Annotated in this window: 13 protein-coding genes; 4 read left to right on the forward strand and 9 right to left on the reverse strand. The window is 53.8% G+C overall.

Translation table 11 applies throughout. From position 1 onward, the window contains the following. Positions 1-23: 23 nt before the first annotated feature. The 4 genes from glmM to rlmE all read right to left on the reverse strand — a co-directional run bounded on the left by glmM (position 24) and on the right by rlmE (position 4964). Entirely contained in the window at positions 24-1361 is a 1338-nt protein-coding gene (gene glmM / locus SP99_RS19565; protein WP_025756711.1) for a phosphoglucosamine mutase, read from the reverse strand. Beyond that, positions 1354-2202, reverse strand: a complete 849-nt coding sequence (gene folP, locus SP99_RS19570) for a dihydropteroate synthase (RefSeq protein WP_025756710.1) — start codon at positions 2200-2202, stop codon at positions 1354-1356. The genes glmM and folP overlap by 8 nt, the downstream gene beginning before the upstream one ends. Before the next feature lie 98 nt (positions 2203-2300). Beyond that, complete coding sequence (gene ftsH, locus SP99_RS19575; RefSeq protein WP_013098921.1) at positions 2301-4235, reverse strand: ATP-dependent zinc metalloprotease FtsH; 1935 nt, start codon at positions 4233-4235, stop codon at positions 2301-2303. Between the two features lie 102 nt (positions 4236-4337). Continuing rightward, entirely contained in the window at positions 4338-4964 is a 627-nt protein-coding gene (gene rlmE / locus SP99_RS19580; RefSeq protein WP_003861812.1) for a 23S rRNA (uridine(2552)-2'-O)-methyltransferase RlmE, read from the reverse strand. A 127-nt stretch (positions 4965-5091) separates the two neighbouring features. Here rlmE and yhbY point away from each other — a divergent pair, with 127 nt between their 5' ends. Then, on the forward strand, positions 5092-5385 hold the full coding sequence (gene yhbY, locus SP99_RS19585) for a ribosome assembly RNA-binding protein YhbY (RefSeq protein WP_003861814.1): 294 nt from the start codon (positions 5092-5094) through the stop codon (positions 5383-5385). Between the two features lie 151 nt (positions 5386-5536). On the opposite strand, the gene greA is transcribed toward yhbY, so the two are convergent. After that, positions 5537-6013: a transcription elongation factor GreA gene (gene greA / locus SP99_RS19590; RefSeq protein WP_025756709.1), complete on the reverse strand. Its 477-nt coding sequence runs from the start codon at positions 6011-6013 to the stop codon at positions 5537-5539. A gap of 227 nt (positions 6014-6240) precedes the next feature. On the opposite strand from greA, the gene dacB reads away from it, so the two are divergent. The 3 genes from dacB to pmrB are packed head-to-tail and all read left to right on the forward strand — an operon-like array spanning position 6241 to position 9379. Then, positions 6241-7674 carry a serine-type D-Ala-D-Ala carboxypeptidase gene (gene dacB / locus SP99_RS19595; protein ID WP_047959539.1) on the forward strand — a complete coding sequence of 478 codons (1434 nt, stop codon included), beginning with the start codon at positions 6241-6243 and terminating at the stop codon, positions 7672-7674. A 2-nt stretch (positions 7675-7676) separates the two neighbouring features. After that, on the forward strand, positions 7677-8339 hold the full coding sequence (gene pmrA / locus SP99_RS19600) for a two-component system response regulator PmrA (RefSeq protein ID WP_025756707.1): 663 nt from the start codon (positions 7677-7679) through the stop codon (positions 8337-8339). Further along, positions 8336-9379, forward strand: coding sequence for a two-component system sensor histidine kinase PmrB (gene pmrB / locus SP99_RS19605; RefSeq protein ID WP_047959540.1), 1044 nt, complete (start codon positions 8336-8338; stop codon positions 9377-9379). Before pmrA ends, pmrB begins: the two co-directional genes overlap by 4 nt. Positions 9380-9417: 38 nt before the next feature. Here the strand turns inward: pmrB and cgtA are convergent, their stop codons facing one another. The 4 genes from cgtA to rplU all read right to left on the reverse strand — a co-directional run bounded on the left by cgtA (position 9418) and on the right by rplU (position 12259). After that, positions 9418-10593 (reverse strand): Obg family GTPase CgtA, encoded by a 1176-nt coding sequence (gene cgtA, locus SP99_RS19610; RefSeq protein WP_045284746.1) that lies wholly within the window; start codon positions 10591-10593, stop codon positions 9418-9420. A 15-nt stretch (positions 10594-10608) separates the two neighbouring features. Next, positions 10609-11574, reverse strand: coding sequence for a DMT family transporter (locus tag SP99_RS19615; protein ID WP_047959541.1), 966 nt, complete (start codon positions 11572-11574; stop codon positions 10609-10611). Positions 11575-11670: 96 nt separating this feature from the next. Continuing rightward, entirely contained in the window at positions 11671-11928 is a 258-nt protein-coding gene (rpmA, locus tag SP99_RS19620; protein WP_004385076.1) for a 50S ribosomal protein L27, read from the reverse strand. A gap of 19 nt (positions 11929-11947) precedes the next feature. Beyond that, positions 11948-12259 (reverse strand): 50S ribosomal protein L21, encoded by a 312-nt coding sequence (gene rplU, locus SP99_RS19625; protein WP_003025032.1) that lies wholly within the window; start codon positions 12257-12259, stop codon positions 11948-11950. Between the last annotated feature and the right edge of the window lie 10 nt (positions 12260-12269).

The raw sequence follows: 12269 nt of genomic DNA on the forward strand, positions 1-12269 counted from the left end.
TTTTAATCATTTAGTGTGCACGGTTATGCAGCTTTTACGGCATCCGCAATACGGTGCGCAAATTCCGTCACCTGCGCTTCGTCTTCGCCCTCTACCATCACGCGGATCAGCGGTTCAGTACCAGACTTACGCAGCAGAACGCGCCCACGGCTGCCAAGCGCGGCTTCAACCTCAGCCATTACCGCTTTCACATTTTCACTTTCCAGCGGATCGCCTTTGCCGGCGGTGAAGCGCACGTTTACCAGCACCTGCGGGAACATTTTCATGCCGCTGCAGAGATCCTGCAGGGTCATATGGTTACGTGCCATGGCGGCAACGACCTGCAGCGCGGCCACGATACCGTCACCGGTGGTCGTTTTGTCCAGCAGGATCACGTGGCCGGAGTTTTCAGCACCGATACGCCAGCCCTTCTCCTGAAGTTTCTCCAGCACATAGCGGTCGCCCACTTTCGCGCGGACAAACGGGATCCCAAGCTGTTTCAGCGCCAGTTCCAGACCCATGTTACTCATCAGGGTCCCCACCGCGCCGCCGCGCAGCTGACCCTGACGCAGACCTTCACGCGCGATGATATACAGGATCTGGTCGCCGTCGACTTTATTCCCTTCGTGGTCGACCATGATCACACGATCACCGTCACCGTCCAGCGCAATACCCAGATCGGCTTTCTCCGCCAGCACGCGCGCCTGGAGAGCACGAACGTCCGTCGCACCGACCTGTTCGTTAATGTTCAGACCATCCGGCTCACAACCGATAGCGATCACTTTCGCACCCAGCTCGCGGAAGACATTCGGAGCGATGTGATAGGTCGCACCGTTTGCACAGTCCACCACAATTTTGAGGTGCGCCAGGCTCAGCTCATTCGGGAACGTACCTTTGCAGAATTCAATGTAACGACCCGCTGCATCGACAATACGGTTCGCTTTCCCCAGCTCAGCGGAATCTACACAGGTGATCTCTTTTTCCATCTCGGCTTCAATGGCTTCTTCCACTTCGTCCGGCAGCTTGGTGCCATCGATAGAGAAGAATTTGATGCCGTTGTCATAGAACGGGTTGTGAGAAGCAGAAATGACAATCCCCGCTTCCGCGCGGAAGGTGCGGGTCAGATACGCGACAGCTGGCGTTGGCATTGGCCCTGTAAAGGAGGCGGAAAGACCTGCAGCCGCCAGACCGGCTTCCAGCGCAGACTCCAGCATATAACCCGAAATACGGGTATCTTTGCCGATAATGATCTTACGGGAACCATGACGTGCCAGTACCTTGCCAGCAGCCCAGCCAAGCTTCAGGACAAAATCAGGGGTGATTGGCGCATCGCCTACCCGCCCACGGATACCATCGGTACCAAAATATTTACGATTACTCATAGCGTTTGTTTTCCTTCGCTGCCAGTGTGGCTTCCACCACACGCATGGCTTCTACTGTTTCTTTGACGTCATGGACACGAATAATGTGAGCCCCCTGCATCGCCGCAATCACCGCGCAGGCCAGACTCCCGCTCAGGCGCTCACTCGGACCGACATTAAGCAACTGCCCAATCATCGACTTTCTCGACATACCCACCAGCAGCGGCAGGCCGAAATGATGAAACTCTGATAAGCGTGCAAGCAACGCATAATTGTGTGAGAGATTTTTACCGAAACCGAACCCCGGGTCGAGCAGCAATTTCTCTTTTGGGATGCCCGCACGTTCACAACGTGCGATGTGCTCAATAAAGAAGCGATTTACATCAGCAAAGACGTCGTCATACTTCGGCGCATCCTGCATCGTTTTCGGCTGACCCTGCATGTGCATCAGACAAACCGGCAGCCCGGTTTCCGCAGCCGCTTCAATCGCCCCCGGCTCTGTCAGTGAACGAATATCATTAATAATGTGAGCGCCCACTCTCGCCACTTCACGAATCACCTCAGGTTTGGAGGTGTCGACGGAGATCCATACCTCAAAGCGCTGGGCGATAGCTTCAACCACCGGCACCACGCGTGCCAGCTCTTCTTCCACCGAAACATCTGCCGCACCAGGTCGTGTCGACTCACCGCCAACGTCAATGATGGTGGCACCCGCGTTGATCATTAAATTGGCGTGCTTAACCGCCTCGATCAGGGTGTTATGCGTGCCGCCATCTGAGAAGGAGTCAGGGGTAACATTCAGGATCCCCATCACATGAGGATGTGAAAGATCGAGATGCGAGTCCTGGGCGAATAGTTTCATGGCTAAATCCCTGGTATTAATGCGGTTTAACGGAAAAGAAAAACCCCGGAGCAAGCTCCAGGGTTTGAGGTACAGAAAAACATTTCAACAGCAGTGACTTACTTATCGCCCAACTGTTCTGACATGGTGTTGCCCGGGTTCGGCGTACGCGGTTCATCAACCGGACGCGGCGCACGCGGAGTGCCATTATTGTCAGAATTGTTGGAAGCGCCTGGGTCTTCCCAGCCTGCTGGCGGACGCACTTCGCGGCGAGCCATCAGGTCGTCAATCTGCGGAGCATCGATGGTCTCATATTTCATGAGCGCATCTTTCATCGAATGCAGGATGTCCATATTGTCGTTCAGGATCTGACGTGCGCGACCATAGTTACGTTCAATCAGCGCTTTCACTTCCTGGTCGATGATACGAGCTGTTTCATCGGACATATGTTTCGCTTTCGCCACGGAGCGGCCCAGGAACACTTCACCCTCTTCCTCTGCATACAGCAGCGGACCGAGTTTGTCGGAGAAGCCCCACTGAGTCACCATGTTACGCGCCAGGTTTGTCGCGACTTTAATGTCGTTGGACGCACCGGTAGAAACATGTTCTGGCCCGTAGATGATCTCTTCCGCCAGACGACCACCGTACAGGGTCGAAATCTGGCTTTCCAGTTTCTGACGGCTGGCGCTGATCGCGTCGCCTTCAGGCAGGAAGAAGGTCACACCCAGCGCACGGCCGCGTGGAATAATCGTCACTTTATGCACCGGATCGTGTTCCGGCACCAGGCGACCGATAATCGCATGGCCTGCTTCGTGGTATGCAGTGGACTCTTTCTGCGCTTCCGTCATCACCATGGAGCGACGTTCCGCACCCATCATGATTTTGTCTTTCGCTTTCTCGAACTCCACCATCGACACCACGCGCTTGTTACCGCGAGCGGCAAACAGTGCAGCTTCGTTGACCAGGTTAGCCAGGTCCGCACCGGAGAAGCCCGGGGTACCGCGCGCAATGATTGCCGCATCGATATCTGGCGCCAGCGGTACGCGACGCATATGGACTTTCAGAATCTGTTCACGACCGCGAACATCCGGCAGACCGACAACAACCTGACGGTCGAAACGGCCTGGACGCAGCAGCGCAGGGTCAAGAACGTCCGGACGGTTAGTCGCCGCGATTACGATGATACCTTCGTTACCTTCGAAGCCGTCCATCTCAACCAGCATCTGGTTCAGGGTCTGTTCACGTTCATCGTGACCACCGCCAAGGCCCGCGCCACGCTGGCGGCCTACGGCGTCGATTTCATCGATGAAGATAATGCACGGTGCTGCCTTCTTAGCCTGCTCGAACATGTCACGCACACGAGATGCACCAACACCCACGAACATTTCGACGAAGTCAGAACCTGAAATAGTAAAGAACGGCACCTTCGCTTCACCCGCGATAGCTTTCGCCAGCAGGGTTTTACCGGTACCCGGAGGACCAACCATCAGAACGCCTTTCGGGATCTTACCGCCCAGTTTCTGGAAACGGCTCGGCTCACGCAGGTATTCAACCAATTCACCCACTTCTTCTTTCGCTTCGTCACAACCGGCGACGTCAGCAAACGTGGTCTTGATCTGATCTTCCGTCAGCATACGCGCCTTGCTCTTACCGAACGACATGGCACCTTTGCCACCGCCGCCCTGCATCTGGCGCATAAAGAAGATCCAGACGCCGATAAGAAGCAGCATCGGGAACCAGGAAATGAAGATAGAAGCCAGCAGGCTTGGTTCTTCTGGCGGCTCGCCTACAACTTTGACGTTTTTGGTCAGAAGGTTATCAAGCAGCTTAGGATCGTTCACCGGGATGTAAGTCGTGTAACGGTTACTATCTTTCTTGGTAACGTTGATCTCACGTCCGTTGATACGCGCTTCGCGAACCTGGTCCTGATTGACCTCCTGCAGGAAGGTAGAATAATCCACCTTGCGGCCATTCGACTCGCTGGGCCCAAAGCTCTGGAATACTGACATCAGCACAACGGCAATGACCAGCCAGAGTATTAGGTTTTTCGCCATGTCACTCAAGGGATTAACCTCATATTACAACTGTGTTAAAAACAGCGTCAGGATACTCTATATCCAGTTTCATTCAAACTTTCGCCTGAAATCTACCGGTTATCATTTTCGCCCGGTCGCTACAATATACACTTCACGGGAACGGGCCCGGGAAGAGTCCGGCTTACGAACTTTGACCTTCGCAAACAGGGAGCGAATTTCCTTAAGATACTCCTCGAAACCTTCGCCCTGAAACACCTTCACAACAAAACTACCACCAGGCGCTAGTACATCACGACACATTTCTAACGCTAGCTCCACCAGATACATGGCGCGGGGGATATCCACCGCCGGTGTTCCACACATATTTGGTGCCATATCTGACATGACAACCTGGACCTTACTGTCACCTACACGATCAAGTAACGCTTTCAGCACTAATTCATCACGAAAGTCGCCCTGAAGGAAGTCGACACCGACGATGGGATCCATTGGTAAAAGATCGCACGCGATGATTCGGCCCGTTCCGCCGATCTGCGTTACCGCATACTGGGACCATCCGCCAGGTGCTGCTCCGAGGTCGACAACCGTCATCCCCGGCTTAAAAAGTTTGTCACTTTGCTGTATTTCATCAAGTTTAAACCAGGCACGGGAACGCAACCCCTTTTTCTGTGCCTGTTGAACATATTTATCGCTAAAGTGTTCCTGAAGCCAGCGGCTGGAGCTGGCAGAACGCTTTTTACCTGTCATTTAACATTTCCGTCCTGGTTCATCGTTGCTTGCCTGTGACGTAAATTTCTACGCAGCTATTTGGCGATATAAGGGAGATGGCGGTAGAATGAACCGTTTTCAATCCCAACGTAAGCAAAAATATACGATGAATCTGAGTACTAAACAAAAACAGCACCTTAAAGGTCTGGCACATCCGCTCAAGCCTGTAGTGATGCTTGGCAACAATGGTTTGACCGAAGGGGTGCTTGCCGAGATTGAACAAGCGCTGGAACACCACGAGCTGATCAAGGTGAAAATCGCCTCTGAAGACAGAGACACTAAAAACCTGATCGTGGAAGCCATCGTGCGCGAAACCGGCGCCTGTAATGTACAGGTCATCGGTAAAACGCTGGTGCTCTATCGCCCATCTAAAGAGCGTAAAATCTCGCTGCCACGCTAAGGATATCCTGAATCAAACACATTTTCTGTGTTAAACGAGGGATTTCTGTCAGCAGGTGAGCAAAATGCCATGCTCCTTGAGTTGTTAAAAGGCCGCTATGCGGCCTTTTTCCTTTCTTTACAATGTATCAACATCTTTGCAGAGAGGCGAATTACAGGTACTCAACCTTGATAATTTCGTATTCCACTTCGCCGCCAGGGGTGCGGATGGTGACAACATCATCCTGCTCTTTGCCAATCAGGCCGCGAGCAATGGGTGAGTTCACCGAAATCAGGTTCTGTTTAAAGTCGGCTTCATCGTCACCCACGATACGATACGTTTGCTCTTCGTCGGTATCCAGGTTCAGCACGGTAACCGTTGAGCCGAAGATCACGCGGCCATTGTTTGGCATTTTGGTAATATCGATAACCTGCGCATTCGACAGCTTCGCTTCGATATCTTTAATACGCCCTTCACAGAAACCCTGCTGCTCACGCGCCGCGTGGTATTCAGCATTCTCTTTCAGGTCGCCATGCTCACGCGCTTCCGCGATAGCGGCGATGATTTCAGGGCGGCGAACGGATTTCAGGAAATCCAGCTCTTCGCGCAGTTTTTCGGCACCACGTAAGGTCATCGGAATAGCTTGCATTTGTTATACCTCTTAAACATTCCTGTTGGGAGCAGTGTTCCCTGCCCCGGCCCTCAAGAGCAGGCCAGAAGCAAAAAGAAAACCGACCCGGGAGCAACGCCCCAGGTCAGCAGCAATTTTCAATTTGATACGCATTTTACCGCGAAGTTCACTATGGGTCATCGTTTACTTTGCAGTGCCATGCACCGTAGTATGACGGTTTGTTTTCGGGTTGTTAGCGCGAGATTATGCGATTTTCCAGATTTATCATCGGATTGACTACCAGTATAACGTTCAGCGTTCAGGCCGCGAATGTTGATGAGTATATTAATCAACTGCCCGCAGGTGCCAACCTTGCCTTAATGGTGCAAAAGGTCGGGGCGCAGACACCGGAGATTGACTACCATAGTCAACAGATGGCCCTGCCTGCCAGCACCCAGAAGGTGATCACTGCGCTTGCCGCCCTCCTTCAGCTTGGTCCTGACTTCCGCTTTACCACCACGCTAGAGACCAAAGGCAAGGTCGAAAATGGCGAGCTGAAAGGCGATCTGATCGCCCGTTTTGGCGGCGACCCGACCTTTAAACGCCAGGATATTCGCAATATGGTGGCGGTGCTGAAAAAATCGGGCGTGCAGAAGATTGATGGCAACGTACTGATCGACACCTCCATTTTTGCCAGCCACGATAAAGCCCCCGGCTGGCCGTGGAATGACATGACGCAATGCTTTAGCGCCCCACCCGCCGCCGCGATTGTTGACCGAAACTGCTTCTCGGTTTCGCTTTACAGCGCTCCCAAACCGGATGATTTAGCGTTTATCCGCGTGGCGTCTTACTACCCGGTCACGATGTTCAGCCAGGTCCGCACGCTGGCCAAGGGCTCTCCGGATGCACAGTATTGCGAACTGGATGTGGTGCCCGGCGATCTTAATCGCTTCACGCTTACCGGCTGCCTGACGCAGCGTGCCGATCCACTGCCGCTGGCCTTCGCCATCCAGGATGGCGCAAGCTACGCAGGCGCTATTCTTAAGGACGAACTGAAACAGGCAGGGATCACCTATACCGGTACCCTGCTGCGCCAGACGCAGGTTAATCAACCCGGCACGATTATCGCCAGCAAACAGTCTGAACCGTTGCACGATCTGCTAAGGATCATGCTGAAGAAGTCTGACAATATGATCGCTGACACGGTGTTCCGCATGATTGGTCACGCGCGCTTTGGCGTTCCTGGAACCTGGCGTGCAGGTTCCGATGCAGTCCGTCAGATCTTACGTCAGCAGGCGGGAATCGACCTGGGTAATACTATCGCTGTCGATGGCTCCGGGTTATCACGACACAATTTGATCGCCCCGGCAACCATGATGCAAGTGCTTCAGTACATTGCTCAACATGACACTGAGCTAAACTTTATCTCGATGCTGCCGCTCGCCGGGCATGACGGTTCACTTCAATACCGGGCCGGCCTTCACGCTGCCGGTGTTGACGGTAAAGTGTCAGCCAAAACAGGTTCACTGCAGGGGGTATACAACCTTGCAGGCTTCATCACTACCGCCAGCGGACAACGTATGGCATTCGTGCAGTATCTTTCCGGCTATGCCGTCGAACCGACCGACCAGCGCAACCGTCGTATTCCACTGGTTCGCTTCGAAAGCAGGCTTTATAAGGACATCTACCAGAATAACTAGCGATGAAACTACTTATAGTTGAAGACGATCTGTTATTACAGGAAGGGCTGGCGCTTGCGCTGGCCAGTGAAGGATATGCCCTCGACTGCGCCGCCACAGCGGCGGAGGCCGATGCCCTGATCCAGAGCGGCGAATACAGTCTGGTGATCCTCGATTTAGGTTTACCGGATAAAGACGGCGCGACCCTGCTCACCCAGTGGCGTCGCCGCGGCATCGCTAATCCGGTGTTGATCCTGACGGCACGGGATGCCATTGAAGATCGTATCACCGGCCTTGATGCTGGAGCCGATGATTACCTGGTGAAGCCCTTTGCTCTGGCAGAGTTGCAGGCGCGCGTCCGGGCCCTAATCCGCCGTTATCAGGGACACAGTGATAACTTACTCACCGACGGCGATATCACGCTGAATCTGCAAACCCAGCAGGTCCTGCGCCAGTCCCAGCCGGTAGAAGTCACGCCCAAAGAGTTTGCTCTGCTTACGCGCCTGATTATGCGCAGCGGACAGACGGTGCACCGTGAAACCCTCCAGCAGGATATCTACTCCTGGCAGGACGATCCGGGGTCGAATACCCTTGAGGTTCATATCCATAATCTGCGTCGTAAGCTCGGGAAAGACAGGATCAAAACCGTCCGCGGCGTGGGCTACCGTCTGGAGAGTCAGAAATGAACAGCATGCGTCGGCGGTTAATGGTCCTGCTGGCGGTGATACTGTTGTTTTTCCAGCTGATCAGTGTGATCTGGCTCTGGCATGAAAGCCGCGAGCAGATCGGTTTTCTGGTCAATGAGACATTGTCTGCCAAATCACGCAATAACCATGTCGAGAAAGAGATCCGTGAAGCGATTGCCTCGCTGCTGGTCCCTTCCCTGGTGATGGTCGGCTTCACCCTGTTTTTCTCATTCTGGGCCGTTACCTGGATAACCCGGCCTCTGAATAAACTGCGTGCCAGTCTGGCGAATCGTTCGGCGGATAACCTGACCCCGCTTCCGATGTACTCTGACATGGAAGAAATTGGCGCCGTCACCACCTCTCTCAATCAGCTACTTGCCCGGCTGGATCACACCATTCAACAGGAGAGGCTGTTTACCGCCGACGCCGCACACGAGCTGCGAACGCCCCTCGCCGGGATCAGGCTGCATCTGGAACTCATGGCGCAGTCAGGCACGCCGCAGGCCGCGACATTGATAACCCGTATCGATCAGTTGATGCACACGATTGAACAGTTGCTGATGCTGGCGCGAGCCGGGCAGGCGATGGCGAGCGGTCACTACGAGACGGTGAACTGGACAGATACGATTATTACGCCGCTTGGCCTTGAGCATGAAGCCAAAGAGCATACGGTCATTTGGCCGCCTAAAAGTACGCTCACGGTGCAGGGAGACGCTGTGCTTCTGCGCCTTATGCTGCGCAACCTGCTTGAAAATGCCGGACGTTACAGCCCCGCAGGGACAACCATCACAGTGACATTATCCGCGCAGGGCGGCGGAACGCAGGTCAGCGTTATCGATCAGGGGCCTGGTATCGATGAAGCGCACCGACAGTCAATCACAGAACCGTTCCGTCGTCTCGACCAACGCTTTGGTGGCAGTGGCCTGGGCCTGAGCATCGTGCAGCGTATCCTGCAGCTTCATCATGGAAAAATGACGCTGGAGAACGGCGAGAAAGGCGGTCTCATTGCCAGCTGCTGGCTGCCTGCAACGTTAGAATAAAAAAAAGCCCCTGAATCAACAGGGGCCGTTTACGACGATTAGTGCTTGTAGATGAACTCGACGCCTTCTTCGTCGTCTTCATCCCAGTCATCGTCCCAGTCTTCATCATCCTCTTCCGCTTCCAGCTCTTCGAGCTGCTGGCGGTGGTAGTCATCCCACATGAATTCGACTTTTTCTGGCTGTTTGGCTTCTTCCGCCTGAACAACTGGGTTCTCGATGATGAAGGTCATCACATCCCAGCACAGATCTTTCACGCCCACCTGGCTTGCGGCGGAGATAAGATAGTATTTATCTTCCCAGCCCATCGCTTCAGCAATGGCTTTCGCTTTTGCTTCCGCTTCGGCTTTATCCATCAGGTCGATTTTGTTAAAGACCAGCCAGCGCGGTTTGTTCGCCAGTTTTTCGCTGTATTTCTCCAGCTCGCCGACGATGATACGGGCATTTTCTACCGGATCGGAACCATCAATTGGATCGATATCGATCAGGTGCAGCAGGACGCGGCAACGCTCAAGGTGTTTCAGGAAGCGGATACCCAGACCGGCACCTTCCGCTGCGCCTTCAATCAGACCCGGAATATCGGCAACCACGAAGCTCTTCTCGTTATCCATACGAACAACACCCAGGCTTGGCACCAGGGTTGTAAACGGATAATCCGCCACTTTTGGTTTCGCAGCAGAGACGGCACGAATAAACGTCGATTTGCCCGCGTTTGGCATCCCGAGCATGCCCACGTCTGCCAGAAGCATCAGCTCCAGCTGCAGATCGCGCTTATCGCCCGGCGTACCCATCGTTTTCTGACGTGGCGTACGGTTAACAGATGATTTAAAACGGCTGTTGCCCAGACCGTGCCAGCCACCTTTAGCGACCATCAGGCGCTGACCGTGTTTGGTCATGTCACCCATGGTTTCACCGGTCCCCTGGTCAATCACACGCGTACCGACAGGCACCTTAATGGTGACGTCTTTTCCGCGTTTACCGGTACAGTCACGGCTCTGGCCGTTCTGACCACGCTCAGCACGGAAGGATTTTTCAAAACGGTAGTCGATCAGTGTGTTGAGGTTCTCATCCGCCTCCAGCCACACGTCACCACCATCCCCGCCGTCGCCGCCGTCAGGGCCGCCACGAGGGATATACTTTTCACGGCGGAAGCTCACGCAACCGTTGCCGCCATCACCAGCCACGACAAGGATCGTCGCTTCATCAACAAACTTCATTTTACACTCCGTAACTCATTCGCCTGAGCGGGGGACTACTACAACCGCTTCATTTTTGCGCCAACGTCCCCAAAGACGATGACCAATGGCGGAATACATCGCGCCCGCAACCACGACAAACGCACCGAGATAGCCCAACAGGTTGAGCATCGGTCTGACGAAGACATCGGGCCAGGCCATTGATAACAAATCTGAAAATAACAGCGTAAACAGCGGAGTAAGCGTAATTAATGCGCTCACCTGTGCTGCCTGCCAGCGCGCCATTGCTTCGGCCAGCGCGCCATAACCAACCAGCGTGTTCAGCCCACAAAAAATGAGGCACGCCAGTTGCCAGTCGCTAAGCTCGGTGACTACCCCCGGCTTCGCTAACGGCAACAACGCCAGTGTACACAAAGTGTACAGCAAAAAGAGGATCTGCTGTGAGGCAAGACGACGCAATAACACCTTTTGCGCGACGCCATAGCTCACCCAGACCGTTGCTGCCCCTACACCGAAGATCACACCCCAGGTGTAATCGGTCAGCCGGGTAAAAATCTCGATCAGACTGGTATTGAAGAACATCACCAGACCGCATAGCAGCATGCTCGCCCCGATAATCTGCGTACCGCGCATCTTCTCCTTGAGGATAAAGACGCTGGCGACCATCATGCCCACGGGTGAAAGCTGACCAATCACCTGTGACGCCGTAGGGCTAAGATATTGCAAGGAAGAACTGAACAGAATGAAGTTCCCAAACAGTCCACCTGTCGCGATAGCCAGTAACACCAGCCAGCGCGGTTTACGGAAGAGTCGCAGCGGAGGAAGCTTACCTTTGACAGCCAGAATCGCCCCGAGGCCGATACTTGCCATCAGAAAGCGATAAAAGACCACCGTAGGCGGCTCCATCACTTCCAGTACCTGCTTCATTGCAATTGGCAACGCACCCCAGCACATTGCGGTAGTGAGCGCCAAAAGAATACCTATGCCGGCCTGCTGCTTCATGCCCGTTTTCCCTACAGAAAAAATTACCGGGTTTCCAATGTAAAAAGCCCCGCAACAGGTTGCGGGGCTTTAATCCGTTACCGGACCGAGAAAACCTTACTCAGCAACGATGCTGATGTATTTACGGTTGTTCGGGCCTTTAACTTCAAATTTCACTTTACCGTCTGCTTTAGCAAACAGAGTGTGGTCACGACCGCAACCTACGTTGTTGCCAGCGTGGAATTTGGTACCACGTTGACGAACGATGATGCTACCCGCCAGAACGGATTCGCCACCGAAACGCTTAACGCCCAGGCGTTTAGCTTCTGAATCGCGACCGTTACGTGTGGAGCCGCCAGCCTTTTTATGTGCCATTTAAATCTCTCCTCAGGTCTTAGGCGCTGATGCCAGTAATTTTCACATCAGTGAACCACTGACGGTGGCCCTGCTGCTTACGGTAGTGCTTACGACGACGAAACTTAACGATTTTAACTTTCTCGCCACGACCGTGTGCAACAACTTCAGCTTTGATAACGCCGCCATCAACGAAAGGAACGCCGATTTTGACTTCTTCACCGTTTGCGATCATCAGAACTTCTGCGAACTCAACAGATTCGCCAGTTGCGATGTCCAGCTTTTCCAGGCGAACGGTCTGACCTTCGCTTACTCGGTGTTGTTTACCACCACTTTGGAAAACCGCGTACATATAAACTCCG

It is taken from the genome of Enterobacter sp. BIDMC92, assembly GCF_001030225.1.
Lineage (GTDB): Bacteria > Pseudomonadota > Gammaproteobacteria > Enterobacterales > Enterobacteriaceae > Enterobacter > Enterobacter sichuanensis.

What these genes read in the sequence shown, in the direction of transcription:
- glmM (WP_025756711.1), bottom strand. Translation starts at nt 1,361, where the DNA reads ATGAGTAATCGTAAATATTTTGGTACCGATGGTATCCGTGGGCGGGTA.
- folP (WP_025756710.1), bottom strand. Translation starts at nt 2,202, where the DNA reads ATGAAACTATTCGCCCAGGACTCGCATCTCGATCTTTCACATCCTCAT.
- ftsH (WP_013098921.1), bottom strand. Translation starts at nt 4,235, where the DNA reads ATGGCGAAAAACCTAATACTCTGGCTGGTCATTGCCGTTGTGCTGATG.
- rlmE (WP_003861812.1), bottom strand. Translation starts at nt 4,964, where the DNA reads ATGACAGGTAAAAAGCGTTCTGCCAGCTCCAGCCGCTGGCTTCAGGAA.
- yhbY (WP_003861814.1), top strand. Translation starts at nt 5,092, where the DNA reads ATGAATCTGAGTACTAAACAAAAACAGCACCTTAAAGGTCTGGCACAT.
- greA (WP_025756709.1), bottom strand. Translation starts at nt 6,013, where the DNA reads ATGCAAGCTATTCCGATGACCTTACGTGGTGCCGAAAAACTGCGCGAA.
- dacB (WP_047959539.1), top strand. Translation starts at nt 6,241, where the DNA reads ATGCGATTTTCCAGATTTATCATCGGATTGACTACCAGTATAACGTTC.
- pmrA (WP_025756707.1), top strand. Translation starts at nt 7,677, where the DNA reads ATGAAACTACTTATAGTTGAAGACGATCTGTTATTACAGGAAGGGCTG.
- pmrB (WP_047959540.1), top strand. Translation starts at nt 8,336, where the DNA reads ATGAACAGCATGCGTCGGCGGTTAATGGTCCTGCTGGCGGTGATACTG.
- cgtA (WP_045284746.1), bottom strand. Translation starts at nt 10,593, where the DNA reads ATGAAGTTTGTTGATGAAGCGACGATCCTTGTCGTGGCTGGTGATGGC.
- SP99_RS19615 (WP_047959541.1), bottom strand. Translation starts at nt 11,574, where the DNA reads ATGAAGCAGCAGGCCGGCATAGGTATTCTTTTGGCGCTCACTACCGCA.
- rpmA (WP_004385076.1), bottom strand. Translation starts at nt 11,928, where the DNA reads ATGGCACATAAAAAGGCTGGCGGCTCCACACGTAACGGTCGCGATTCA.
- rplU (WP_003025032.1), bottom strand. Translation starts at nt 12,259, where the DNA reads ATGTACGCGGTTTTCCAAAGTGGTGGTAAACAACACCGAGTAAGCGAA.